This is a genomic window from Thiorhodococcus mannitoliphagus (assembly GCF_010915725.1).
Lineage (GTDB): Bacteria > Pseudomonadota > Gammaproteobacteria > Chromatiales > Chromatiaceae > Thiorhodococcus > Thiorhodococcus mannitoliphagus.
The window spans coordinates 58,753-83,288 of sequence record NZ_JAAIJR010000004.1 but is presented as its reverse complement, the minus strand read 5'-3'; the positions used below and the strand labels follow the sequence as shown (position 1 = coordinate 83,288).

The 24,536-nt window shown below is 60.8% G+C and carries 34 protein-coding genes; all 34 read left to right on the top strand.

The features are described from left to right. Positions 1 to 97: 97 nt before the first annotated feature. The 34 genes from rpoC (at position 98) to G3480_RS01950 (ending at position 24,173) form a co-directional block, all read left to right on the top strand. The gene (rpoC, locus tag G3480_RS02115) at positions 98 to 4,627 is read left to right on the top strand and encodes a DNA-directed RNA polymerase subunit beta' (protein ID WP_164652018.1); all 4,530 of its coding nucleotides are present in this window, start codon (positions 98 to 100) and stop codon (positions 4,625 to 4,627) included. Positions 4,628 to 4,898: 271 nt separating this feature from the next. Next, entirely contained in the window at positions 4,899 to 5,273 is a 375-nt protein-coding gene (rpsL, locus tag G3480_RS02110) for a 30S ribosomal protein S12 (protein ID WP_164453462.1), read from the top strand. 53 nt (positions 5,274 to 5,326) lie between these two features. Then, on the top strand, positions 5,327 to 5,797 hold the full coding sequence (gene rpsG, locus G3480_RS02105; protein ID WP_164652017.1) for a 30S ribosomal protein S7: 471 nt from the start codon (positions 5,327 to 5,329) through the stop codon (positions 5,795 to 5,797). Positions 5,798 to 5,872: 75 nt separating this feature from the next. Further along, on the top strand, positions 5,873 to 7,969 hold the full coding sequence (fusA, locus tag G3480_RS02100) for an elongation factor G (RefSeq protein WP_164652016.1): 2,097 nt from the start codon (positions 5,873 to 5,875) through the stop codon (positions 7,967 to 7,969). A 22-nt stretch (positions 7,970 to 7,991) separates the two neighbouring features. Beyond that, positions 7,992 to 9,182: an elongation factor Tu gene (gene tuf / locus G3480_RS02095; protein WP_164652015.1), complete on the top strand. Its 1,191-nt coding sequence runs from the start codon at positions 7,992 to 7,994 to the stop codon at positions 9,180 to 9,182. 4 nt (positions 9,183 to 9,186) lie between these two features. After that, positions 9,187 to 9,498 carry a 30S ribosomal protein S10 gene (gene rpsJ / locus G3480_RS02090; protein ID WP_164652014.1) on the top strand — a complete coding sequence of 104 codons (312 nt, stop codon included), beginning with the start codon at positions 9,187 to 9,189 and terminating at the stop codon, positions 9,496 to 9,498. Between the two features lie 10 nt (positions 9,499 to 9,508). Next, on the top strand, positions 9,509 to 10,159 hold the full coding sequence (gene rplC / locus G3480_RS02085) for a 50S ribosomal protein L3 (protein WP_164652013.1): 651 nt from the start codon (positions 9,509 to 9,511) through the stop codon (positions 10,157 to 10,159). A gap of 6 nt (positions 10,160 to 10,165) precedes the next feature. Further along, complete coding sequence (gene rplD / locus G3480_RS02080) at positions 10,166 to 10,777, top strand: 50S ribosomal protein L4 (protein ID WP_164652012.1); 612 nt, start codon at positions 10,166 to 10,168, stop codon at positions 10,775 to 10,777. Further along, positions 10,774 to 11,070: a 50S ribosomal protein L23 gene (rplW, locus tag G3480_RS02075; protein ID WP_164652011.1), complete on the top strand. Its 297-nt coding sequence runs from the start codon at positions 10,774 to 10,776 to the stop codon at positions 11,068 to 11,070. The genes rplD and rplW overlap by 4 nt, the downstream gene beginning before the upstream one ends. A gap of 31 nt (positions 11,071 to 11,101) precedes the next feature. After that, on the top strand, positions 11,102 to 11,929 hold the full coding sequence (gene rplB, locus G3480_RS02070) for a 50S ribosomal protein L2 (protein WP_164652010.1): 828 nt from the start codon (positions 11,102 to 11,104) through the stop codon (positions 11,927 to 11,929). Between the two features lie 19 nt (positions 11,930 to 11,948). After that, on the top strand, positions 11,949 to 12,227 hold the full coding sequence (gene rpsS / locus G3480_RS02065; RefSeq protein WP_164652009.1) for a 30S ribosomal protein S19: 279 nt from the start codon (positions 11,949 to 11,951) through the stop codon (positions 12,225 to 12,227). A gap of 13 nt (positions 12,228 to 12,240) precedes the next feature. Beyond that, positions 12,241 to 12,573 carry a 50S ribosomal protein L22 gene (gene rplV, locus G3480_RS02060; protein ID WP_164652008.1) on the top strand — a complete coding sequence of 111 codons (333 nt, stop codon included), beginning with the start codon at positions 12,241 to 12,243 and terminating at the stop codon, positions 12,571 to 12,573. An 18-nt stretch (positions 12,574 to 12,591) separates the two neighbouring features. Further along, positions 12,592 to 13,269: a 30S ribosomal protein S3 gene (gene rpsC / locus G3480_RS02055; protein ID WP_164652007.1), complete on the top strand. Its 678-nt coding sequence runs from the start codon at positions 12,592 to 12,594 to the stop codon at positions 13,267 to 13,269. A 3-nt stretch (positions 13,270 to 13,272) separates the two neighbouring features. Further along, positions 13,273 to 13,686, top strand: coding sequence for a 50S ribosomal protein L16 (gene rplP / locus G3480_RS02050; protein ID WP_164652006.1), 414 nt, complete (start codon positions 13,273 to 13,275; stop codon positions 13,684 to 13,686). Further along, on the top strand, positions 13,686 to 13,886 hold the full coding sequence (gene rpmC / locus G3480_RS02045) for a 50S ribosomal protein L29 (RefSeq protein WP_164652005.1): 201 nt from the start codon (positions 13,686 to 13,688) through the stop codon (positions 13,884 to 13,886). The genes rplP and rpmC overlap by 1 nt, the downstream gene beginning before the upstream one ends. Beyond that, complete coding sequence (gene rpsQ, locus G3480_RS02040) at positions 13,883 to 14,143, top strand: 30S ribosomal protein S17 (protein WP_164652004.1); 261 nt, start codon at positions 13,883 to 13,885, stop codon at positions 14,141 to 14,143. The genes rpmC and rpsQ overlap by 4 nt, the downstream gene beginning before the upstream one ends. A gap of 114 nt (positions 14,144 to 14,257) precedes the next feature. Continuing rightward, on the top strand, positions 14,258 to 14,626 hold the full coding sequence (gene rplN / locus G3480_RS02035; RefSeq protein WP_164455572.1) for a 50S ribosomal protein L14: 369 nt from the start codon (positions 14,258 to 14,260) through the stop codon (positions 14,624 to 14,626). Positions 14,627 to 14,639: 13 nt separating this feature from the next. Beyond that, positions 14,640 to 14,957, top strand: coding sequence for a 50S ribosomal protein L24 (gene rplX / locus G3480_RS02030; RefSeq protein WP_164652003.1), 318 nt, complete (start codon positions 14,640 to 14,642; stop codon positions 14,955 to 14,957). A 14-nt stretch (positions 14,958 to 14,971) separates the two neighbouring features. Further along, a complete protein-coding gene (gene rplE, locus G3480_RS02025) occupies positions 14,972 to 15,511 on the top strand; it encodes a 50S ribosomal protein L5 (RefSeq protein ID WP_164652002.1) in 540 nt (179 codons plus the stop codon). Positions 15,512 to 15,534: 23 nt separating this feature from the next. Then, the gene (rpsN, locus tag G3480_RS02020; RefSeq protein WP_164652001.1) at positions 15,535 to 15,840 is read left to right on the top strand and encodes a 30S ribosomal protein S14; all 306 of its coding nucleotides are present in this window, start codon (positions 15,535 to 15,537) and stop codon (positions 15,838 to 15,840) included. 284 nt (positions 15,841 to 16,124) lie between these two features. Then, positions 16,125 to 16,520: a 30S ribosomal protein S8 gene (gene rpsH, locus G3480_RS02015; protein ID WP_164652000.1), complete on the top strand. Its 396-nt coding sequence runs from the start codon at positions 16,125 to 16,127 to the stop codon at positions 16,518 to 16,520. A gap of 12 nt (positions 16,521 to 16,532) precedes the next feature. Next, complete coding sequence (rplF, locus tag G3480_RS02010) at positions 16,533 to 17,066, top strand: 50S ribosomal protein L6 (RefSeq protein ID WP_164651999.1); 534 nt, start codon at positions 16,533 to 16,535, stop codon at positions 17,064 to 17,066. Positions 17,067 to 17,078: 12 nt separating this feature from the next. Then, positions 17,079 to 17,435, top strand: coding sequence for a 50S ribosomal protein L18 (gene rplR / locus G3480_RS02005; protein ID WP_164651998.1), 357 nt, complete (start codon positions 17,079 to 17,081; stop codon positions 17,433 to 17,435). 12 nt (positions 17,436 to 17,447) lie between these two features. Then, complete coding sequence (rpsE, locus tag G3480_RS02000) at positions 17,448 to 17,954, top strand: 30S ribosomal protein S5 (RefSeq protein ID WP_164651997.1); 507 nt, start codon at positions 17,448 to 17,450, stop codon at positions 17,952 to 17,954. A 3-nt stretch (positions 17,955 to 17,957) separates the two neighbouring features. Then, complete coding sequence (gene rpmD, locus G3480_RS01995; RefSeq protein WP_164651996.1) at positions 17,958 to 18,149, top strand: 50S ribosomal protein L30; 192 nt, start codon at positions 17,958 to 17,960, stop codon at positions 18,147 to 18,149. A gap of 1 nt (position 18,150) precedes the next feature. After that, positions 18,151 to 18,585 (top strand): 50S ribosomal protein L15, encoded by a 435-nt coding sequence (gene rplO / locus G3480_RS01990; RefSeq protein WP_164651995.1) that lies wholly within the window; start codon positions 18,151 to 18,153, stop codon positions 18,583 to 18,585. Positions 18,586 to 18,603: 18 nt separating this feature from the next. After that, the gene (secY, locus tag G3480_RS01985) at positions 18,604 to 19,956 is read left to right on the top strand and encodes a preprotein translocase subunit SecY (RefSeq protein ID WP_164651994.1); all 1,353 of its coding nucleotides are present in this window, start codon (positions 18,604 to 18,606) and stop codon (positions 19,954 to 19,956) included. A gap of 182 nt (positions 19,957 to 20,138) precedes the next feature. Then, positions 20,139 to 20,252 (top strand): 50S ribosomal protein L36, encoded by a 114-nt coding sequence (gene rpmJ, locus G3480_RS01980; RefSeq protein WP_164455595.1) that lies wholly within the window; start codon positions 20,139 to 20,141, stop codon positions 20,250 to 20,252. A gap of 85 nt (positions 20,253 to 20,337) precedes the next feature. Then, positions 20,338 to 20,694, top strand: a complete 357-nt coding sequence (gene rpsM, locus G3480_RS01975) for a 30S ribosomal protein S13 (RefSeq protein WP_164651993.1) — start codon at positions 20,338 to 20,340, stop codon at positions 20,692 to 20,694. Positions 20,695 to 20,730: 36 nt separating this feature from the next. Beyond that, positions 20,731 to 21,120 (top strand): 30S ribosomal protein S11, encoded by a 390-nt coding sequence (gene rpsK, locus G3480_RS01970; protein ID WP_164651992.1) that lies wholly within the window; start codon positions 20,731 to 20,733, stop codon positions 21,118 to 21,120. 26 nt (positions 21,121 to 21,146) lie between these two features. Then, positions 21,147 to 21,767: a 30S ribosomal protein S4 gene (rpsD, locus tag G3480_RS01965; RefSeq protein ID WP_164651991.1), complete on the top strand. Its 621-nt coding sequence runs from the start codon at positions 21,147 to 21,149 to the stop codon at positions 21,765 to 21,767. Positions 21,768 to 21,789: 22 nt separating this feature from the next. Continuing rightward, positions 21,790 to 22,797: a DNA-directed RNA polymerase subunit alpha gene (locus G3480_RS01960; protein WP_164651988.1), complete on the top strand. Its 1,008-nt coding sequence runs from the start codon at positions 21,790 to 21,792 to the stop codon at positions 22,795 to 22,797. A gap of 72 nt (positions 22,798 to 22,869) precedes the next feature. After that, entirely contained in the window at positions 22,870 to 23,262 is a 393-nt protein-coding gene (gene rplQ, locus G3480_RS01955; RefSeq protein WP_164651986.1) for a 50S ribosomal protein L17, read from the top strand. Between the two features lie 152 nt (positions 23,263 to 23,414). Further along, a complete protein-coding gene (locus G3480_RS01950) occupies positions 23,415 to 24,173 on the top strand; it encodes an SAM hydrolase/SAM-dependent halogenase family protein (protein ID WP_164651984.1) in 759 nt (252 codons plus the stop codon). The last annotated feature ends 363 nt before the right edge of the window (positions 24,174 to 24,536 follow it).

Sequence of the window (24,536 nt, the reverse complement as noted above, 5' to 3'; positions counted from 1 at the left end):
CGCGCCCGGGAGGTCCGAAGCGCATACGTTGCGGCGATGGGTTTCGCCACCGCTCTACCCATCCCAAGCCGGTTATCCCAGGCAGGAGATTAAGGTCTTGAAAGATCTACTGAAAATCATCAAGCAACAGGGCCAGGCGCTCGAGTTCGACGCGATCAAGATCGGACTCGCCTCTCCCGAGATGATCCGTTCCTGGTCCTATGGCGAGGTCAAGAAGCCCGAGACCATCAATTACCGCACCTTCAAGCCGGAGCGTGACGGGCTCTTCTGCGCCAAGATCTTCGGACCCATCACCGACTACGAGTGCATCTGCGGCAAGTACAAGCGCCTCAAGCACCGCGGCGTCGTCTGCGAGAAGTGCGGCGTCGAGGTGACGCTCGCCAAGGTGCGTCGCGAGCGCATGGGCCACATCGACCTGGCTAGCCCGGTCGCGCACATCTGGTTCTTGAAGTCGCTGCCGTCCCGCATCGGTCTGCTGCTGGACATGACGCTGCGCGACATCGAGCGCATCCTCTATTTCGAGTCTTTCGTCGTCATCGATCCGGGCCTGGTTCAGGACCTCGAGCGCGGCCAGCTGCTCAACGATGAGCAGTATCTGGAGGCGCTCGAAGCCAACGGCGACGAGTTCGACGCGCGCATGGGCGCCGAGGCGGTCTACGAACTGCTGCGCACCATCGACATGGCGGCCGAGATCCGCAAGATGCGCGAGGAGATCGAGGGCACCAACTCCGAGACCAAGATCAAGAAGCTCTCCAAGCGACTCAAACTCATGGAGTCGTTGCTCGCGTCCGGCAATCGCCCCGAGTGGATGATCCTGACCGTGCTGCCGGTGCTGCCGCCCGAGCTGCGTCCATTGGTGCCGCTGGACGGCGGGCGCTTTGCGACCTCTGACCTGAACGACCTCTATCGTCGCGTCATCAATCGCAACAATCGCCTGAAGCGGCTGCTGGATCTGGTCGCGCCCGACATCATCGTGCGCAACGAGAAGCGCATGTTGCAGGAGTCTGTCGACGCCCTGTTGGACAACGGCCGGCGCGGCCGTGCCATCACTGGCACCAACAAGCGCCCGCTCAAATCGCTCGCCGACATGATCAAGGGCAAGCAGGGTCGCTTCCGGCAGAACCTGCTCGGCAAGCGCGTCGACTACTCGGGCCGTTCGGTCATCGTGGTTGGCCCAACGCTCATGCTGCATCAGTGCGGTTTGCCCAAGCGCATGGCGCTGGAGTTGTTCAAGCCCTTCATCTTCAGCAAGCTGCAACTGCGCGGCCTCGCGGCGACCATCAAGGCCGCCAAGAAGATGGTCGAGCGCGGTACCCCGGAGGTCTGGGATATCCTCGAAGAGGTCATCCGCGAACATCCGGTCATGCTCAACCGCGCGCCGACCCTGCACCGTCTCGGCATCCAGGCCTTCGAGCCCGTGCTGATCGAGGGTAAGGCCATCCAGCTGCATCCGCTGGTCTGTACCGCCTTCAACGCCGACTTCGACGGCGACCAGATGGCCGTTCACGTGCCGCTTTCGCTCGAGGCTCAGCTCGAGGCGCGTGCGCTCATGATGGCATCGAACAACATCCTCTCGCCCGCAAACGGCGAGCCCATCATCGTGCCTTCACAGGACGTGGTGCTGGGGTTGTACTACATGACTCGCGAGCGCGTGAACGCCAAGGGCGAGGGTAGCTGCTTTGTCGACATCGACGAGGCACGGCGCGCTTACGAAACCGGCAACGCCGATCTGCACGCCCGCTGTCGGGTGCGTATCCGCGAGGTCATCAAGGACCAGGACGGCGACATCCGCACGGTCGTTAGCGTGAAGGAGACGACGCTCGGCCGAGCCCTGGTCTTCTCCATCGTGCCGGACGGTCTGCCGTTCGAACTGGTCGATCGCGCCATGGGCAAGAAGCAGATCTCGCTGCTGATCAACATTTGCTATCGCCGCCTCGGCCTCAAAGACACCGTCGTCTTTGCTGACCAAATCATGTACTTGGGCTTCCGCATGGCAACCAAGGCCGGTGTCTCCATCGGCCTGGAGGACATGGAGGTCCCGACAGACGAGCACGACGCCAGGATGGATAAGGGCGCCCTGCTCGCCGCGGCCGAGACTGAGGTCAAGGAGATCCAGGAGCAGTACGCCTCGGGCCTGGTGACCAATGGCGAGCGCTACAACAAGGTTGTCGATATCTGGTCGCGCACCAATGATCAGGTGGCCAAGGCCATGATGGCCAAGCTTGGTACCGACACCGCAATGGCGAACCTCGCCTACGAGGCCGAGCGTATCGTCGGCGAGTATCGTCAGGCGGTGCTGGCTGTGATCGATGAAGACAAGCGCGATGCGGCGCGCCGGATCTTCGGCGAGTGGCAGGGGGAGCTGAAGGCGATTTGCTCCCAGCTCACCGCGGGTACGCTGTCGAACGAGGACTTTGGCGCTAAGGCTGATGCCTTGACCGAAATCTTTCGCCCGCAGGTGCTCGAGCACCTCGATCTTGAGCAGGTCAAGGCGCAAGGCGCGAAGGAGCGGATCACTGACGGATTGAATGCGGCCAAGTCACGTGTCGTCGGGGAGCGCAAGCAAGACTCCTTCAACTCCATCTACATGATGGCCAACTCCGGTGCTCGTGGCTCCGCCCAGCAGATTCGTCAGCTCGCCGGTATGCGCGGACTCATGGCGAAGCCGGATGGCTCCATCATCGAGACGCCGATCACCGCGAACTTCCGCGAAGGCCTGAACGTCATCCAGTACTTCATCTCGACGCATGGCGCGCGCAAGGGTCTTGCGGATACCGCGCTCAAGACCGCCAACTCCGGATACCTCACGCGTCGCCTGGTCGACGTCGCTCAGGACATGGTTGTCCTCGAACCGGATTGCGGCACGGACGAGGGCTTGCTCATGGCCCCGGTCATCGAGGGCGGCGACGTGGTCGAGCCGCTGCGCGAGCGCATCCTGGGTCGCGTCTGCGCGCTCGATGTCTATCGTCCGGGCACCGACGAGCTGGTCTGTAAGGCTGGCACGCTCTTGGATGAGAGCTGGGTCGAGCACTTCGAAGAGGTGGGTATCGACCAGGTCCGCGTGCGCTCTCCCATTACCTGTGAGTCTCGGCTCGGGGTCTGTGCGCAGTGCTACGGGCGCGACCTCGCGCGTGGACACCGCGTCAACATGGGTGAGGCCGTCGGCGTGATCGCGGCGCAGTCCATCGGCGAGCCCGGCACGCAGCTGACGATGCGGACCTTCCACATCGGTGGTGCGGCCTCCAGGGCCGCGGCCGTCAACAGCATCGAGATCAAGAACAGCGGCTCGGCGCGCCTGCACAACATCAAGACGGTGCAGCATCACTCGGGCAACCTGGTCGCGGTCTCGCGCTCAGGCGAGCTGACCGTGGTCGACGAGCGCGGCATGGAGAAGGAGCGCTACAAGGTCCCCTATGGTGCGACCCTGCGCGTGGCGGACGGCGATGCGGTCAAGCCCGGCGACGTCGTCGCGAACTGGGACCCGCATACTCACCCGGTGGTGACCGAGGTGGCTGGCAAGCTGGAGTTCGAGGACTTCATCGATGGTGTGACCGTCCAGAGCCAGGTCGACGATGTGACGGGACTGACCTCATTGGTCGTCATTGATCCCAAGCAGCGTCCGGCCTCCGGCAAGGATTTGCGTCCCATGGTCAAGCTGGTCGATGAGAACGGCAACGAACTCAATATTGCCGGAACGGACCTGCCGGCGCGCTACGCGCTCTCCTCAGGCGCTATCGTAAGCGTTTCTCACGGGGCAGAGGTTGGCGTCGGCGACATCCTCGCCCGTATCCCGCAAGAGTCCAGTAAGACGCGCGACATCACGGGTGGTCTGCCGCGTGTTGCCGACCTCTTCGAGGCACGCAAGCCGAAAGAGCCGGCCCTTCTGGCCGAGGCCAGTGGTAACGTCGGCTTCGGTAAGGATACCAAGGGCAAGCAGCGGCTCGTGATTACGAAGGACGATGGCGAGACGGTCGAGGAGCTGATTCCCAAGTGGCGTCATGTCAATGTCTTCGAGGGCGAGCGCGTTGAGCGCGGCGAGGTGATCGCCGATGGCGAGCTGTCTTCGCACGATATCCTTCGCCTCAAGGGTGTGACCGCGCTGGCGGAGTACCTAGTGAAGGAGATCCAGGACGTCTACCGTCTGCAGGGCGTGAAGATCAACGACAAGCACATCGAGGTGATCGTCCGCCAGATGCTGCGTAAGGTCGAGGTCACGGCGGCTGGCGATACCAATCTGCTGCGTGGCGAGCAGGTGGAGCACTCGCACCTCATGGACGAGAACAAGCGCGTTGCCGCAGAAGGCAAGCAGCCGGCCTTGTTCGAGCCGCTGCTTCTGGGGATCACCAAGGCCTCGCTGGCGACGGAGTCCTTTATCTCGGCGGCTTCCTTCCAGGAGACGACCCGAGTGCTGACCGAGGCTGCCGTACGCGGCTCGACCGACCGTTTGACCGGGCTGAAGGAGAACGTCATCGTTGGCCGACTCATTCCTGCGGGCACCGGTCTGGCCTACCACCAGGAGCGGCGGCGTCAGCGTCTGGATGCCGAGGGTGGCGGCAAGGTCGAGATGGCTACCGAGGATCTCGAAGAGGCATTGAAGAAGGCGCTCAATACCTCCGAGGCGGAATAGCCAGGCTGCGGGTCCTACCTGGATGTGATTGTGGTTGTTGACATCATCTAGGTAGATCCCTATACTGCTCTGTCTCAGCTAGCCGACACTCTGTCGGCTAGTCTCATTTTCGATTGTCCGGTTCCTTGGTCTGGGCTTTTCTGCCCGGTCCCCGAGTAAGCGATTGTTTTTGCGCGCTAGCTGGCGCTTCCAGCGCTGGTGAGATTTCGTGCAGGCTTCGTTTGACTCTATTAGAGATCATGGCGCGAGGGCGCCGCTGGAGACTCTTTGCATGGCTACGATTAACCAACTCGTCCGCAAGCCTCGCAAGCGGAACGTGGCAAAGTCCAACGTGCCCGCGCTCGAGGCTTGTCCGCAGCGTCGCGGCGTCTGCACGCGGGTTTACACCACGACACCTAAGAAGCCGAACTCGGCGCTACGTAAGGTTGCGCGTGTGCGCTTAACCAACGGCTATGAGGTTGCTTCTTACATTGGTGGTGAGGGGCACAACCTCCAAGAGCACTCCGTGGTGCTGATTCGAGGTGGCCGTGTGAAGGACTTGCCGGGTGTGCGCTATCACACCGTGCGCGGCACGCTCGATACCTCTGGTGTCGAAAAGCGTCGTCAGGGTCGCTCCAAATATGGTGCTAAGCGCCCGAAGAAGTGATTGCGCGCTGAAGCGATCAGTTACCAACGACTAAGGTCGGAGCTTTAAAGAACATGCCGAGAAGACGCGTTGCCGCCCGTCGCCAAATCCTTCCGGATCCAAAGCACGGAAGCGAGCTGTTGACTAAGTTCATCAACATGATGATGGAAGACGGCAAGAAGTCCGTCGCCGAGCGAATCATTTACAAGGCCTTGGATCAGGTCGCCGAGAAAAAGGGCGCTGCGCCCATCGAGCTGCTTGAGCAGGCGATGGAGAATGTGCGGCCCGCGGTGGAGGTCAAGTCGCGTCGCGTTGGTGGTGCGACTTACCAGGTTCCTGTTGAGGTACGTCCGACGCGTCGGAACTCCCTCGCGATGCGCTGGCTGATTGATGCGGCCCGTAAGCGCTCCGAGAAATCCATGGCCCTGCGCTTGGCGGGCGAGCTGATGGATGCGGCTGACGCGCGCGGTACGGCGGTTAAGAAGAAGGAAGATACCCATCGTATGGCGGAAGCGAACAAGGCTTTCTCGCATTATCGTTGGTAGTTCCTTCATGCGCCCTCGGGCGCATCGTTTCTCGAGTTCTTTAGTTTTTTCGGATTCATCAGGGCGGATTTAGTCGTGGCACGTAGCACACCCATCGAGCGGTACCGCAACCTCGGCATCATGGCGCACATCGATGCTGGGAAGACCACTACGACCGAGCGCATCCTGTTCTATACGGGTGTCTCGCACAAGATCGGTGAAGTGCATGATGGTGCCGCCACCATGGACTGGATGGAGCAGGAGCAGGAGCGTGGTATCACCATCACCTCTGCGGCGACGACCTGCTTTTGGCGTGGCATGAGCCGTGAGCGCCCTGAGTACCGAATCAACATTATCGATACCCCTGGGCACGTCGACTTCACCATTGAGGTTGAGCGCTCCTTGCGCGTGCTTGACGGTGCTTGTGCCGTGTTCTGCGCTGTCGGCGGTGTCGAGCCCCAGTCTGAAACGGTCTGGCGTCAAGCCGACAAGTACGGTGTGCCGCGTATCGCGTTCGTCAACAAGATGGACCGTATGGGCGCCAACTTCTTCCGTGTCGTCCAGCAGGTCAAGGATCGCCTTGGCGGCAACGCTGTGCCAATTCAGGTGCCAATCGGTGCCGAAGAGGACTTCAAGGGCGTCATTGATCTGGTCAAGATGAAGGCCGTCTTCTGGGACGAGGCTTCGCGCGGTATGGAGTATGAACTGCGCGACATCCCGGAAGATCTCGTTGCGACCTGCGATGAGTGGCGGGAGAAGATGGTCGAGGCTGCGGCCGAAGGCAGCGAAGCGCTCATGGAAAAGTACCTCGAGGGCGAGGCGCTGAGCGAGGAAGAGATCATGGCTGGTCTCCGCGCGCGTACGCTCAAGACCGAGATCGTCCCCATGATGTGTGGCTCCGCCTTTAAGAATAAGGGCGTCCAGGCCATGTTGGATGCGGTCATCGACTACATGCCGTCCCCGGTCGACGTTCCGGCCATCAAGGGTATCCTCGATGACAAGGATGAGACCGAGGCTGAGCGTCACTCTTCGGATGATGAGCCCTTCGCGGCGCTCGCGTTCAAGATCGCGACCGATCCCTTTGTCGGTACCCTGACTTTCTTCCGGGTCTACTCGGGTGTTCTCAAGTCAGGTGACACCGTTTACAACCCTGTCAAGGGTAAGAAGGAGCGTATCGGTCGCATCCTGCAGATGCATGCCAACGACCGCCAGGAACTCAAAGAAGTTTGTGCGGGCGACATCGCGGCGGCCGTCGGTCTCAAGGATGTCACCACGGGTGACACCCTGTGTGCGATGGGCGACATCATCACCCTAGAGCGCATGGAGTTCCCCGAGCCGGTCATCTCGGTCGCGGTTGAGCCTAAGACCAAGAGTGACCAGGAAAAGATGGGTGTCGCCCTCTCCAAGCTGGCGCAGGAAGATCCCTCCTTCCGGGTGCGTACTGACGAAGAGTCCGGGCAGACCATCATCTCCGGTATGGGTGAACTGCACCTTGAGATCATCGTCGACCGCATGCGTCGCGAGTTTAAGGTCGAGGCTAACGTCGGTGCGCCGCAGGTTAGCTACCGCGAGACCATTCGTGCCTCGGTGGAGCAGAATACCAAGTTCGCCCGCCAGTCCGGTGGCCGCGGTCAGTACGGTCACGTCCTGATTCGGGTCTCGCCGCAAGAGGCAGGCGCGGGCTACGAGTTCGTCAACGCCATCGTGGGCGGCACCATTCCGAAGGAATACATTCCTGCGGTCGATAAGGGTATCCAGGAGGCTATGCAGAACGGCATCCTGGCTGGCTTCCCCATGGTCGATGTCAAGGTCGAGCTCTACGACGGCTCCTACCATGAGGTCGACTCGAGCGAAATGGCGTTCAAGATCGCAGGCTCCATGGCGATCAAGGAAGCGGCGGCCAAGGCTAAGCCGGTTCTGCTCGAGCCCATCATGAAGGTTGAGGTGGTCACGCCCGAGGAGAATATGGGCGACGTCATGGGCGACCTCAACAGCCGGCGCGGCATGATCCAAGGTATGGAAGATGCGCCCTCCGGCAAGATCATCCGTGCGGAGGTCCCGCTCTCGGAGATGTTCGGCTACGCGACCGACCTCCGTTCGGCGACCCAGGGTCGCGCGACCTACAGCATGGAGTTCGGTAAGTACAACGAGGTGCCCGCCAGCATTGCCGAAGCGGTCTCCAAGAAACAGTAATCGAGTTCATAGGTAGAGCGGGATGTCCAAAGCAAAATTCGAGCGTAGCAAGCCTCACGTCAACGTCGGTACCATCGGTCACGTCGACCACGGCAAGACCACGCTGACGGCGGCGATCACCATTCACCAGGCGAAGAAGTTTGGTGGTGAGGCGCGTGCCTACGACCAGATCGACAACGCCCCGGAAGAGCGTGAGCGTGGTATCACCATTGCGACCGCGCACGTCGAGTACGAGAGCGACAAGCGCCACTACGCGCACGTCGACTGCCCCGGTCACGCTGACTACGTCAAGAACATGATCACGGGTGCGGCGCAGATGGACGGTGCCATCCTGGTGTGCTCGGCCGCTGACGGCCCCATGCCTCAGACGCGCGAGCACATTCTGCTCTCACGTCAGGTTGGTGTGCCCTACATCGTCGTCTACTTGAACAAGGCTGACATGGTCGACGACGCTGAGCTCCTCGAGCTGGTCGAAATGGAAGTGCGCGAGCTGCTCTCCAGCTACGACTTCCCGGGTGACGACACCCCGATCATCACCGGTTCGGCGAAGCTGGCCCTCGAGGGTGACGAGTCTGAGATTGGCGGTCCGTCCATCGACAAGCTGATGGAGGCGCTCGACAGCTACATCCCCGAGCCCGAGCGTGCCGTTGACGGTGCCTTCCTGATGCCGATCGAGGACGTCTTCTCCATCTCCGGTCGCGGCACCGTTGTGACTGGGCGTGTCGAGCGTGGCATCGTCAAGGTTGGTGAAGAGGTTGCCATCGTTGGCATCAAAGACACCGTCAAGACGATCTGCACCGGTGTTGAGATGTTCCGCAAGCTGCTCGACCAAGGTCAGGCTGGCGACAACATCGGCGCCTTGCTGCGCGGCACCAAGCGTGAAGACGTTGAGCGTGGTCAGGTGCTGGCCAAGCCCGGCTCGATCACGCCGCACACCCACTTCGAGGCCGAAGTCTACGTGTTGAGCAAGGAAGAGGGCGGTCGTCACACCCCCTTCTTCAACGGTTATCGTCCGCAGTTCTACTTCCGTACCACGGATGTCACCGGCGCCTGCGAGCTGCCCGAGGGCATCGAGATGGTCATGCCTGGCGACAACGTCAAGATGACCGTCCAGCTGATCGCGCCGATCGCGATGGAAGAGGGTCTGCGGTTTGCGGTGCGCGAAGGCGGTCGGACCGTCGGCGCTGGTGTGGTTTCCAAGATCATCGAGTAAGGACATGACGAATCAGAGAATCCGAATCCGACTCAAGGCGTTCGATCACCGTCTGATCGATCAGTCTGCTCGAGAGATCGTGGACACCGCTAAGCGCACGGGTGCGCAGGTGCGTGGTCCGGTTCCGCTGCCTTCCAAGAAGGAGCGCTTTACCGTCCTGATCTCGCCCCATGTCAACAAAGACGCGCGCGATCAATACGAGTTGCGCACCCACAAGCGCTTGATGGACATCGTCGATCCGACCGATAAGACGGTCGATGCGCTGATGAAATTGGATCTGGCCGCCGGCGTCGACGTCCAGATCAAGCTGAGCTGAGGACGATACGATGACAATTGGAGTTATCGGCCGAAAAGCCGGCATGACGCGCCTCTTCACCGAGGCCGGGGAAAGCGTTCCGGTCACTGTGATCGAGGTGACGCCAAATCGTGTCAGCCAGGTGAAGACTGCCGAGGCGGATGGCTATAGCGCCGTTCAGGTTGCCTTTGGGAGCCGTCGCGCCTCGCGCGTGACCAAGCCGATGGCGGGGCATTTCGCCAAGGCCGGCGTTGAGGCTGGGGAAGTGCTGAAGGAGTTTCGGCTGGAAGGCGGCGAGGATGCCGGCGTCCAGGTCGGGCAGGAGATTACGGTCTCCATCTTCGAGCCTGGTCAGAAGGTCGATGTGCGCGGCGTGACCAAGGGGCGCGGCTTTGCCGGTGCCATTCGCCGTCACCACTTTGCCGGCCAAGATCGCACCCACGGCAACTCGCTGTCGCACCGCGCGCCCGGCTCGATTGGTCAGAATCAGACCCCGGGGCGCGTCTGGAAAGGCAAGAAGATGGCAGGTCACCTGGGTGCCGCCAATCGCTGCCAGCAGAACCTCGAGGTAGTACGTGTGGATGCCGACCGCAATCTGCTGCTGGTCCGTGGCGGTGTGCCTGGGCCTACGGGTGGTCGACTGGTCGTGCTGCCGTCCGTGAAGCAAAAGAATAAGGGCTAAGCACTCATGGAGATCGCCATCAGAAACAGCACTGGCGCGTCCAGTGTGCAGGTTTCCGACGCCGTATTCGGCGTGGATTTCAAACCAGGATTGGTTCATCAGGTCGTGACCGCTTATTTGGCGGGCGCGCGCGCCGGGACCAAGGCGCAGAAGAATCGGGCAGCGGTTTCCGGTGGCGGCTCCAAGCCTTGGCGCCAGAAGGGCACCGGTCGCGCTCGTGCGGGTACCTCGCGGAGTCCGATCTGGCGCTCAGGCGGCGTGACTTTTGCCGCTCAGCCCCGCGATTACAGCCAGAAGGTCAACCGCAAGATGTATCGCGGTGCGGTGCGCTCGATCCTCTCGGAGTTGGTGCGGACCGAGCGTTTGATCGTTGTGTCCGAGCTGCAGGTCTCGGCGCCTAAGACCAAAGATCTGGTCGCGCTGCTGAAGACCTATGAGGTCGAGGATGTCCTCATCCTGACCGCGGATCTTGACGAGAATCTGTATCTGTCCGCTCGCAACCTGCCGAAGGTCGAGGTTCTGTCGGCGCAGGAGGTTGATCCGGTCAGCATGATCGCCTTCGGTCACGTGATCGCGACCGAGGCCGCGATTAAGAAGCTTGAGGAGCGCCTCGCATGAACAATGAGCGTCTGATGAAGGTGCTGCTGTCGCCCATTATCTCGGAGAAGTCCACGCGTCTGGCGGAGACCGCCGGGCAAGTCGCCTTCCGAGTGGTGCGGGACGCCACCAAGCAAGAGGTTGCCAAGGCGGTCGAGCTGCTGTTCGAGGTAAAAGTGGACGAGGTCCAGATCCTCAACGTCAAGGGCAAGCAAAAGCGTTTCGGGCAACGGCTCGGTAAGCGCCAGGACTGGCGTAAGGCTTATGTCCGCCTGCAGGCCGGCCAAGACATTGACTTCGGCGGCGCAGCTTAATTGCGCGGCGGACAGCAACGGATAGATCAAGATGGCAATCGTAAAGACTAAACCGACGTCTGCCGGGCGCCGCTTCGTCGTCAAGGTGCAGACGAAGGAGCTGCATAAGGGCGCTCCGCATAGCCCACTGCTCGCGAAGAAGACCAAGAACGGCGGTCGCAACAACAAGGGTCGCATCAGCGTTCGTCACCAAGGCGGTGGCCATAAGCAGCGCTATCGCATCATCGACTTCAAGCGTAAGAAGGACGGCGTGCCGGCGACGGTCGAGCGTTTGGAGTATGACCCGAATCGCTCGGCCAATATCGCGCTTCTGAAATATGCCGATGGCGAGCGCACCTACATCATCGCGCCAAAGGGCTTGGCTGTCGGTGCCGAGGTGATGGCCGGAGAGGCTGCTCCCGTGGCCGTCGGCAATTGTATGCCGCTGCGCAACATCCCCGTGGGTACCTTGGTGCATTGCATCGAGATGCGCCCTGGCAAGGGGGCTCAGTTGGCGCGTTCGGCCGGCGCTTCCGCTCAGTTGGTTGCGCGCGAGTCCTCGGGCGCGACGCTGCGTCTGCGTTCGGGCGAGATGCGCAAGGTGCACGCTGACTGCCGCGCCGTGATCGGCGAGGTCGGCAACAGTGAGCACAGCCTGCGCAAGCTTGGCAAGGCCGGCGCGAGCCGTTGGCGCGGCGTCCGCCCGACCGTGCGCGGTGTCGTCATGAACCCGGTCGATCACCCGCACGGCGGTGGTGAAGGCCGCACCTCTGGTGGCCGTCACCCGGTAAGCCCCTGGGGCGTGCCGACCAAGGGCCATAAGACGCGTAACAACAAGCGGACTGACGGCATGATCGTGCGTCGTCGCGGTCGCAAGTAATTAAGTCGAGGTTGAGCAAGTGCCACGTTCGATTCGAAAAGGACCCTTTGTGGACCACCACCTGATCAAGAAGGTGGAAGAGGCCGTCGCCCAAAACAGCAAGCGCCCGATCAAGACCTGGTCGCGCCGTTCCATGGTGCTGCCCGAGATGGTTGGTCTGACCATTGCGGTCCATAACGGGCGTCAGCACGTGCCGGTGCTCGTCAACGAAAACATGATTGGCCAGAAGCTGGGTGAGTTTGCACTGACCCGGACCTATCGCGGGCATGCGGCCGATCGCAAGGCGAAGAAGCGCTAGTCGGAGATCGAGGATGCAAGCCGTAGCAACACACAAGTACGCCCGGATCTCGGCCCAAAAGGCACGGCTGGTCGCTGATCTGATTCGGGGCCGCCATGTCGAGGAGGCCCTGACCACACTCTCGTTCAGCACCAAGAAGGGAGCCGGGATCGTCAAGAAAGTCCTGGAGTCCGCCATCGCTAACGCCGAGCACAACGAGGGTGCGGATATCGATGAGCTCAAGGTCGCGGCCATTCAGGTCAACGAAGGGCCGACCATGAAGCGCATCCGCGCCCGCGCCAAGGGGCGTGCGAACCGCATTATGAAGCGCACCAGTCACATCACGCTGACTGTGGCCGAAGCCTAGGGGACCCAGGGGACCAGCATGGGACAGAAAGTTCATCCGAATGGTATCCGGCTTGGGATCGTCAAAGAGTGGACGTCCAAGTGGTACGCGAGTTCGAAAGATTACGCCGATCTGCTGAACACTGATCTTCAGGTCCGTGATTTCCTGCGTAAGGAGCTCGCCAAGGCCTCGGTCAGTCGTATTCAGATCGACCGTCCTGCCAAGAATGCACACATCACCATCCACACGGCACGTCCGGGCGTGGTGATTGGCAAGAAGGGTGAGGACATCGACAAGCTGCGCAAGAAAGTTTCGGCGATGATGGGAATCCCGGTGCACATCAGCATCGAAGAGATTCGCAAGCCCGAACTCGACGCCCAGCTGGTCGCCGAGGGGATCGCGCAACAGCTGGAGCGCCGGATCATGTTCCGTCGGGCCATGAAGCGTTCGATCCAGAACACCATGCGCCTTGGGGCCGAGGGGATTAAGGTCAACGTGGCAGGCCGTCTGAACGGTGCCGAGATTGCCCGCAGCGAGTGGGCACGTGATGGCCGCGTGCCGCTGCATACCCTGCGTGCTGACATCGACTACGGCTTTGCCGAGGCGCGAACCACCTATGGCGTGCTGGGCGTCAAGGTCTGGATCTTCAAGGGCGAGGTCTTCACCGACCAACAGCCCGAGGAGCCCGCGCCTAAAGCCGCTGGTAAGAAGGGTTAAGCCATGCTGCAGCCAAAACGCACCAAGTTCAGAAAGCAACACAAGGGTCGCAATCGCGGGCTTGCGCAGAGCGGTAACCGGGTGAGCTTCGGCGAATTCGGGCTCAAGGCCGTTGGTCGTGGCCGCATCACGGCCCGTCAGATCGAGGCGGCGAGACGTACCATCACGCGTCGTGTCAAACGTGGCGGCAAGCTCTGGATCCGCGTCTTCCCGGACAAGCCCATCTCCAAAAAGCCTCTCGAGGTGCGGATGGGTAAGGGTAAGGGTAACGTCGAGTACTGGGTGGCACTCATTCAGCCGGGTCGCGTGCTCTATGAGATCGAGGGCGTCAGCGAAGAGCTGGCCCGCGAGGCTTTCAAGCTGGCCGCAGCCAAACTGCCGGTGCAGACCACCTTTGAAAAGCGGACAATTCTGTGATGAAGGCAAGTGAATTGAGAAACACCAGTGTCGGGGAGCTGCAAAAGCAACTGCTGGAGCTATTGCGTGAGCAGTTCAACCTGCGCATGCAAAAGGGCACCGGACAGTTGGCGAAGCCCTCGCAGGTGAAGGCCGTGCGCCGGGATATCGCTCGGGTCAAGACGGTCATGGCTGAACTGACGGCGGGCGGCAACTCATGAGCGACGAGATCAAGATCAACCGGACATTGGAAGGGCGTGTCGTCAGTGCCGCCATGGACAAGACCGTGACCGTGCTGGTCGAGCGCCGCGTCAAGCATCCGCTCTACGGCAAGTTCCTGCGTCGCTCCACCAAGGTTCATGCGCACGACGAAGACAACAGCTGCAACCAGGGCGACTGGGTTCGCGTCGAGCAGTGCCGGCCGCTGTCCAAGACCAAGACCTGGCGGCTGCTCGAGGTCCTGGAGAAGGCGCGCTGAGCGACCTTTAGTCGCTTCGCCACTTGCTACTCGTCCGTCGTCGCGGTTAGCGCGGTCATTCGCAGAGCAACCGGGCTCGTCCCGGAATCAGCAACGAGCTTTAGGTAGAAGACAATGATTCAGATGCAGACGAATCTCAGCGTCGCCGACAATAGCGGCGCGAAGAGCGTGCAATGCATCAAAGTGCTTGGCGGGTCGCATCGGCGCTACGCGGGCATCGGCGATGTCATCAAGGTCACCGTTAAGGATGCCATTCCACGCGGTAAGGTGAAGAAAGGCGAAGTCTTCAACGCGGTCGTCGTGCGGACGCGCAAAGGTGTGCGTCGCCCCGACGGTTCGCTGATCCGTTTCGACGGCAACGCGGCCGTGTTGCTGAACAACCAGCTTCAGCCCATCGGCACCCGTATCTTCGGCCCCGTGACGCGCGAGCTGCGCGGCGAGCGCTTCATGAAGATCATCTCGCTGGCGCCGGAAGTGCTGTAAGGAGACTGACGTCATGCAAAAGATCAGACAAGGTGATGACGTCATGGTCATCGCGGGTAAGGACAAGGGTAAGCGCGGGACGGTGCTCAAGGTGGTCGACGCCGAGCATGTGGTCGTCGAGAACATCAATATCGCGCGCAAGCATCAAAAAGCGAATCCCCAAGCCGGCGAGCCAGGCGGGATCATCGACAAGGCGATGCCGATCAACGTGTCCAACGTTGCGCTCTACAATCCGCAAAAGGGTGGCGCAGATCGCGTTGGCTTCAAGGTCCTCGAAGACGGGCGCAAGGTTCGCGTGTTCAAGTCGAACGCCGAAGTCGTCGACGTCTGAGGGAAGGAAGCGAGATGTCCAGATTACAGACTGAATACAAAGAGCGCATGGTCGGCGAACTCAAGGACCGCTTGGGCTTCAAGAGCGTCATGCAGGTGCCGCGGATCGAAAAGGTCACGCTCAACATGGGTGTGGGCGAGGCCGTCGCCGATAAGAAGGTGATGGAGAACGCAGTGGCAGATATGCGTGCCATCGCTGGGCAGCAGCCCATCGTCACCTATGCGCGCAAATCCGTTGCCGGCTTCAAGATCCGCGAGGGTTGGCCGATCGGCTGTAAGGTCACGCTGCGACGTGAGCGCATGTACGAGTTCCTGGATCGGCTGATCAACGTCTCGATCCCCCGTATTCGCGACTTCCGCGGGCTGAGTCCCAAGGCGTTTGACGGTCGCGGCAACTACTCGATGGGCGTGCGCGAGCAGATCATGTTCCCGGAGATCGATTACGACAAGATCGACACGCTCCGCGGACTCGATATTACCATTACGACCTCGGCGCGGACGGACGAAGAAGGACGGGCTTTGCTCGAAGCCTTCAACTTCCCCTTCCGTACCTGATAGAACCGACCTGAGACGGCATTATGGCGAAGAAAAGCATGATTGCGCGCGACCGAAAGCGCACTCAAATCGCAGCCAAGTACAGCGCAAAGCGTGCGGCCCTGAAGGCTGTGATCAACGATAAGAGTTCCAGCCCCGAGCAGATCGACGTAGCCATGTTGAAGCTGCAGAAGCTTCCCCGTGACGCCAGTCCGAGTCGGCAGCAGCGACGCTGCCGGATCAGTGGTCGTCCGCATGCCGTCTATCGTAAGTTCGGGCTGTCGCGTAACAAGCTACGCGAGGCCGTGATGCGCGGGGACGTCCCCGGCGTCGTCAAGGCGAGCTGGTAGGAAGAAGTTGTCAGTGGACAGTTGTCAGGTATCAGGATCTCGGCGGTCACTTGGCCGTCTGCATGACTCCTGAGACCTACAGCTGTCCAAGGACCATTTGTCGAAGTCCCGTCCGGTGAGATAGGCGCAACCCATCTCTCTGTGAGGGCGCACCAATGCGGTTGCCGGTTCGCTCAGGAAAGGCGCAGTGATCCTGCTGTCCCCCTGACAACTGACAACTGACAACTGTTACCTGATTTCAGGGTATCGCGTCGCAACGGCGGTCTGACCCAGGAGAAGCCCACATGAGTATGTCGGATCCGATTGCGGATATGCTGACACGCATTCGCAACGGCCAGCAGCGCGGCAAGATCACGATCGTGATGCCCTCTTCGAAGCAAAAGGTCGCGATCGCTGACCTGCTGAAGGAAGAAGGTTACATCGCCGACGCATCGGTCGAGACCAACGGCGGCAAGTCTGAACTGGTTATCAAGCTCAAGTACTATCGCGGCAAGCCAGTTATCGAGTTCCTGAAGCGCGTCTCTCGCCCCGGCCTGCGCATCTATCGGAGCAAGAGTGAACTGCCCAAGGTTTGGGCGGGTCTTGGCATTGCCATCGTCTCCACCTCACAGGGTCTGATGACCGATCGCGCCGCCCGGCAAGCTGGGCACGGTGGCGAGATCATCGCCTACGTTGCTTAAGGGGAGGCGGATATGTCACGCGTAGCAAAGGCACCCATCCAGGTGCCGAAAGGTGTCGCCGTCGAGATTTCTGGGCAGAGCGTCAAGGTGAAGGGCTCCAAGGCTAACCTGGAGTGGACTGTCCACCCTTCGGTTGTCGTGTGCCAGGAAGAGAGCGTGATCAAGGTTGCGCCGGCTGAAGGTCAGCAAGATGCCTGGGCCATGGCGGGTACCACCCGTGCCCTGCTCAACAACATGGTTGTGGGCTGCAGCGAAGGTTTTACGCGCAAGCTGACCCTGGTCGGCGTTGGTTACCGCGCGCAGGCGAAGGGCTCGGTGTTGAACCTGAGCCTGGGTTTCTCCCATCCGATCGATTATCCGGTGCCCCAGGGCATCACGATCGAGACCCCAAGTCAGACCGAGATCGTCGTCACTGGTGCGGATAAGCAGCAGGTCGGCCAGGTCGCCTCGGAGATTCGTGGTTTCCGGCCTCCGGAGCCGTACAAGGGTAAAGGTGTCCGTTACGCTGACGAAAACGTCCGGCGTAAGGAAGCCAAGAAGAAATAAGGGGTCTCATAAATGGATAAGAAACAGGCTCGCCTGCGTCGTGCGACGCGGGCTCGCGCCAAGATCCAGGAACTGGGTGTCTATCGCCTGTGCGTCTATCGCACCCCGCGTCACACCTATGCCCAGATCATCGCTCCGACTGGTGACAAGGTTGTAGCGAGCGCCTCGACGGTCGAGAAAGAACTCCGACAGTCGATCGAAGGCAACAAGGCGAACATCGCGGCAGCGACCGTCATTGGCAAGGCCATCGCTGAGCGCGCCTTGGCAGCTGGTGTGGATTCGGTTGCGTTCGACCGTTCCGGCTTCCGTTTTCACGGTCGTGTCAAGGCGCTTGCGGACGCTGCGCGCGAGACCGGACTGAAATTTTAAGGGGGTCGGACAATGGCGAACTTCAATCCTAAATCCGAGGGCGACGAGCTCCTCGAAAAGCTGGTCTCGGTCAACCGCGTCGCGAAGGTTGTCAAGGGCGGTCGTCAGTTTGGCTTCGCCGCACTGACCGTGGTCGGTGACGGTAAAGGCCGTGTCGGCTTCGGGCGTGGTAAGGCACGCGAGGTGCCGATTGCGATCCAGAAGGCGATGGAAAGCGCTCGCAAGAACATGGTCGAGGTCAAGCTCAACGGCACCACCTTGCAGTATCCGCTGCAGGGGCGTCACGGTGCGGCCAAGGTCTTCATGCAGCCGGCCTCCGACGGTACGGGCATCATCGCCGGCGGCGCCATGCGCGCGGTGTTCGAAGTCTTGGGTGTTCAGAACGTGCTGGCGAAGTGTATCGGGACCAATAACCCGATCAACGTCGTGCGCGCGACCGTGAATGGGCTGCGCGCCATGAGCGACCCCGAGACCGTTGCCGCCAAGCGCGGCAAGACCGTCGAAGAGATTCTGGGGTAAGCGATGGCTGACAAGAAGATGATGAAGGTGACCTTGGTGCGCAGCGCCCACGGACGCCTAGAGCGCCACAAGGCCTGCGTGCGCGGCTTGGGCTTGCGCCGCATGCATCAGGTTGTGGAAGTCGAAGATACACCCTGTACGCGCGGCATGGTCAACGCCGTGTCCTACATGGTCAAGGTCGTGGAGGAGTCCTGAGATGCGTCTCAATGATCTGAAGCCCGCCGAGGGCAGTCGCTCCGCGGCCAAGCGCGTTGGGCGCGGTATCGGCAGCGGCCTTGGCAAGACCTGCGGTCGCGGCCACAAGGGGCAGAAGTCCCGCAACGGCGGCTTCCACAAGGTCGGTTTCGAGGGCGGCCAGATGCCGTTGCAGCGTCGTCTGCCTAAGGTCGGCTTTCGCTCCCGCAAGGCGCTTTATCGCGCCGAGGTGCGCCTGCCCGAGCTGGCATTGGTCGAAGGCGACGTTGTCGACCTCGAGTCCCTGAAGGCCGCCGGCGTGGTGAATCGAGGCGTCAAGATCGCCAAGGTCATCGCTTCCGGTGAGCTGAAACGCGCGCTGACCGTGCGTGGGATGGGCGTGACCAAGGGTGCGCGGGCTGCGATCGAGGCTGCTGGCGGCAAAGTCGAAGACTAGGCGAAAGGCGCGAAACGGATGGCTAAAAACGTCGGATCCATGGGTAAGGCGCTCGGTTCGGCCGGTCAATTGACCGAGCTGAAGCAGCGCTTGATGTTCCTAGTGGGGGCCCTGCTCGTTTACCGCATCGGCACCTTCATTCCGGTCCCTGGGGTTAACCCAGAGGCACTTGCCATCCTCTTCGAGCAGAATCAGGGCTCCATCCTGGGCATGTTCAACATGTTTTCGGGTGGTGCCCTGGAGCGCGCGAGTTTGTTCGCGTTGGGCGTGATGCCCTACATCTCGGCCTCGATCATCGTGCAGTTGATGACGTCCGTGGTGCCTCAGCTCGAGCAGTTGAAGAAAGAGGGTGAGTCCGGGCGCCGCAAGATTACCCAGTACACCCGATACGGTACGGTGTTCCTTGCGACTTTCCAGGCCATCGGCATCTCCATGGCCCTGCAGGGGCAGACGGCGGGTGGGTCTGCGCTCGTGAGTCACGCCGGTTTTGGCTTCGTCTTCACGGCGGCGGTATCCCTGGTGACGGGGACGATGTTCCTGATGTGGCTCGGCGAGCAGATCACCGAACGCGGCATAGGGAATGGCATCTCGATGATCATCTTCGCGGGGATCGTGGCGGGGCTGCCTGCAGCCTTGGGCGGTACGCTAGAACTCGCGCGGACCGGTGAGATGAATGCCCTGGCGGTGCTTGCGCTCTTGACGATGGCGCTCGCGGTGACGGCCTTCGTGGTGTTCGTCGAGCGTGGGCAGCGGCGCATCACGGTGAACTACGCCCGGCGTCAGCAGGGCCGTAAGATGATGCAGGCGCAGAGCACGCATCTGCCGCTGAAGCTCAACATGGCCGGCGTTATCCCGCCGATCTTTGCGTCGAGCATCATTCTCTTTCCGGCAACCCTCGGGCAATGGTTCGGGAGCAGTGAAAATTTGCGCTGGATTGCGGACATTACCTCCAAGCTTGCCCCTGGTGAGCCGATCTATGTTCTCTTCTATGCCTCAGCCATCATCTTCTTCTGCTTCTTCTATACCGCACTGGTCTTCAATGCGAAGGACACGGCGGACAATCTAAAGCGCTCGGGGGCCTTTATTCCCGGCATTCGACCGGGCGAGCAGACCGCGCGCTATATCGACGCTGTCATGACCCGACTGACGGGTGCCGGCGCGATCTACATCACTGCGGTTTGTTTGCTGCCGGAGTTCTTGATCGTTGGCTACAACGTGCCCTTCTACTTTGGCGGCACCTCGTTGCTGATCGTCGTTGTGGTGGTCATGGACTTCATGGCCCAGGTTCAGGCCCATTTGATGTCGCATCAATACGAAGGCCTGATGAAGAAGGCGAATCTGAAGTCGCCGGGTGCTGGCATGCTCCGCTAGCGAGCCACTGATTGGCTGCCGTGGCGGTATCCACTGGCCTTACGACTCGAGAACTGGGTTTTCGAGTCTTTCAATTTTCAGGCGCTTAGGTGCTCAAGAAGGGTGAGGGTTTCCCTTATCCTGCACGGGAAGCGCGGTTGCGCTGCCTTTCCCGTCGGCGCTCGAGTCTTAGGAGATAAACAATGAAAGTGCGTGCATCTGTCAAGAAAATGTGCAGAAACTGCCGAATCATCCGGCGCAATGGCTCAGTACGGGTCATCTGCTCGGACCCGCGTCACAAGCAGCGCCAAGGTTGAGTGCTTTTTGGTTGACCGTTCCAGGCAGTTTGGTATACTACGCGGTTTACCCGCTGAGCTTTTAGGATAAAGGGGTTCGTAAGCTATGGCCCGTATCGCCGGCGTCAATATCCCAGATAAAAAACACGCCGTGATCGCATTGACCGCGATCTACGGCATCGGTTGCACCCGTGCGGGTCAGATTTGCGATGCGGCGGGTATTCCGCGCGAGACCAAAGTCCAGGCCCTCACCGAGGAAGAGGTCGACAAGCTGCGCGCTGAAGTCGCGAAGTTCTCTGTTGAGGGAGACCTGCGTCGCGAGGTGTCGATGAACATCAAGCGTCTCATGGATCTCGGCTGCAATCGCGGTATTCGTCATCGTCGCGGCTTGCCGCTGCGTGGTCAGCGGACCAGAACCAATGCTCGGACCCGCAAGGGCCCGCGCCGCCCGATTAAACGCTAAGCGCCCGCGCGCTGCACACGAGCTGGATTAGGTCGAATGGCTAAACCGATTCGCAGTACAAAGAAGAAGATCAAGAAGCAGGTCGCGGACGGGGTTGCTCACGTCCATGCCTCCTTCAACAACACCATCATCACCATTACCGACCGTCAAGGCAACGCCCTGGCGTGGGCGACTTCGGGTGGCTCCGGCTTCCGTGGCTCGCGCAAGAGCACTCCGTTCGCCGCGCAGGTGGCTGCGGATCGGGCAGGTCAGGCGGCGAAGGAATATGGTCTTCGCAACCTTGACGTCAATGTGAAGGGGCCTGGTCCTGGCCGCGAATCGGCTGTGCGGGCACTCAACAACGCCGGGTTCAAGATCACCAGCATCACCGACGTGACGCCTATCCCGCACAATGGCTGTCGTCCGCCCAAGAAGCGGCGCGTCTGACGTCTGACAGTTCAACAGGAAGAGACATGGCACGCTATACAGGCCCTACCTGCAAGCTGGCACGACGCGAAGGCAGCGATCTTTCGCTCAAAAGCCGCGCTCGCGCCTTGGATACCAAGTGCAATCTAGAGAAACAGCCCGGTCAGACCACCGACCGGCGTCGGCGCCTCTCTGACTATGGCGTTCAGCTGCGTGAGAAGCAGAAGGTGCGCCGCACCTACGGCATTCTCGAAAAGCAGTTCCGCAACTACTACAAGAAGGCCGCCAAGAGTAAGGGTGCAACCGGTGAGGTGCTTTTGCAGCTCCTTGAGCGTCGCCTGGACAATGTGGTCTATCGCATGGGGTTCGGCTCAACGCGCTCCGAGGCCCGTCAGCTCGTGAGCCACAAGGGCGTCCTAGTGAATGGTCGCATCGTGAACATCCCATCTTTCCAGATCAGTGCGGAAGATCAGGTTGAGGTTCGTGAGCCGGCACGTAAGCAGGTTCGTGTGCAGAACGCCATCGCGCTCGCCGAGCAATACGGCTTCCCCGATTGGGTCGAGGTCGATAGCAAGGGATTCAAGGGCGTCTTCAAACGTGTCCCAGACCGCTCGGATCTGCCGGCAGATATCAACGAGTCTTTGATCGTTGAGCTGTACTCCAAGTAAGGAGCACCCAGAGAGGCACTGAATGACTGACGCTATTGGCGAATTTCTGAAACCGCGCATCGTTAAAGTCGACCTGGTCGATGGCAGCGCGAGCCATGCCAAGGTCTCGCTGGAGCCCCTCGAGCGCGGTTTCGGTCACACCCTCGGAAACGCGTTGCGGCGAATCTTGCTCTCGTCGATGGACGGTTGCGCCGTAACGGAGGTCGAGATTCAGGGTGTTCTGCATGAATACACGACACTCGAAGGTGTTCAGGAGGACGTGCTCGAGATCCTGCTGAATCTCAAGCATCTCGCAATCTCACTGAAAGGCAAGGACGAAGCGACCTATACGCTGAGCAAGAGTGGTGCTGGTGCGGTTACGGCCGCCGATATTCAAATCGATCACACCGCTGAGATCGCGAATCCCGACCTGGTCATCGCTAATTTGACCGAGGGTGAGCTGAGTATGACGCTGACGGTGCGTCGTGGTCTCGGCTACGAGCCGGCGAGTCAGCGCGAGCTGGAAAGCGAGGATCGGCCGATTGGCAAGCTGCCAATCGATGCGTCCTTCAGCCCGGTCCGTCGCGTTGCGATCGAGGTGCAGTCCGCACGCGTCGAGCAGCGCACCGATCTGGATCGCCTGGTCATTGATCTCGAGACCAACGGGACCATCGACCCGAAAGAGGCGATCCAGCGCGCCGCCACCATCCTGCGCGATCAGCTCTCGAGCTTTGTCGCATTGGAGGGAACTGGGCCGGCCGAGAGTCAGGTTGCCGAGTCGCGTGACGAGTCGCCCTATGACCCCATCTTGCTGCGCCCGGTAGACGATCTCGAGCTGACGGTTCGCTCCGCTAACTGCTTGAAGGCGGAGAACATCTATCTGATCGGCGATTTGATTCAGCGGACCGAGGTCGAGCTTCTGAAGACCCCGAACCTCGGCAAGAAGTCGCTGACCGAGATTAAGGATGTCCTCGCGACTCGCGGTCTCTCGCTGGGCATGCGTCTCGAGAACTGGCCTCCAGAGAACATCGCCGAACTCAGCGTTCGATAACCCTGGTCGCGGGATGTTCCGCGACTAGGCCCATGAATTTAAAGACTTAACGATTGATTCAGGATCAGGACCATGCGTCACCGCAAAGCCGGAAGGCACTTGAATCGGACCAGCTCTCATCGTGAGGCCATGTTTCGTAATATGGCCGCCTCGCTGTTTCGTCACGAGCTGATCAAGACTACGCTGCCTAAGGCGAAGGAGCTGCGCAGTGTTGCAGAGCCCTTGATCACCATGGCGAAGTCCGATTCCGTTCATAAGCGTCGTATCGCCTTTTCGCGTTTGCGCGACAAGGAGGCCGTTGGCAAGCTCTTTGCCGAGCTAGGTCCGCGCTATCAGAGCCGGCCGGGCGGTTATCTGCGCATCCTCAAGTGCGGGTTCCGTCCTAGTGACGCTGCGCCCATGGCCTACGTCGAGCTGGTTGATCGTCCAATCGTTGAAGCTGCTGCCGAGGTGGACGACGACTGAGCGCGACAGCCAATGAGGGTGACGCTGAAGAGCCGGGCAGATGCCCGGCTTTTTTGTGTCTGCTGGAAAGACTCAGACGATTGCCGGAAACTCTCCCACGAGATGGCGCCGGATCGAGGTTTGTCTTCAGGTCGATGCATTGGAGAGGTCAGATGAGTCGGACGCTTGCAGATCGGATCGCGCTGGTGACGGATTTTGGCGATGGCATCTATGTCGGCCAGATGCGCGCGCGCCTTCAGGCGTTGATGCCTTCCATGCCGCAGGTCGATCTGGTCCAGGATCTGCCGGCGTTTCGACCGGACCTGGCGGCTTATCTGCTGCCGGCCCTGGCTCGGGATATGCCGGCTCGCACCCTCTATCTTTGCGTCGTCGATCCGGGCGTGGGCGGGGATCGTTCCGCGCTCGTGCTGCAGGTGGACGACGACTGGCTGCTAGGGCCGGACAATGGTCTCTTCGCGCCGATGATCCTGCGGTCGCGACGTGCTCGGGTGTGGCGGATCGGTTGGCGCCCCGAGGCTTTGTCTGCGAGCTTTCATGGGCGTGACTGGTTTGCGCCTGCTGCTGCGCGACTCTGTCGCGCCGAGGATCTGGGCCTCGAGGAACTGAACCCGAGCCAGGTGATCGGGGCTGACTGGCCGGCGGATCTCGATCGGGTGATCTACGTCGATCGCTATGGGAACTGTCTGACCGGCATGCGCGCACCGGTTGGGACTGCTGACCAGGTACTTCCGGTGGGACCTCACCTTCTGAAGCATGCCAGGACCTTCTGCGAGGTCGCGCCCGGAGAGGCATTTTGGTACGAGAATGCGCTGGGTCTGGTCGAGGTCGCGGTGAATCAGGGGCGCGCGGATGCAGTGCTTGGGCTTGTGCCTGGTGATCGGCTTGCGCCCTTAATCCCGTCGAGTCATTGAGCGGGACCGGGGTCGTTTCGCGGCCCTTGGAAGTGGCCTGAGATGGGCCGCGATACCTTGCTGAGCCATGAGCTGAGTAACCTTTTCCAATGCATTTTGCGCTTGAGTCCAGCGGTGCAGCCTCTGCTGCTTGGGGCTTGGGCTGCTCCTCTTGAGCCGGATTCTGGTTCTCATGACGTGCTTTCTCATGACCACCTCAGGATGACTGCCGTGGTGCGGCCGAGCTGTGGCAACGCCTTGGTGCCCGCGCTCGCGGGCAGGCGCTCTTCGATATTGATCCCTGAGCTGGCCGGTGGCGACCTGGCTCCTTCGCCTTCTCATGGCTGCTGAGCTGGCGGGCGAGAGGATGTTGTTTCTAGAATC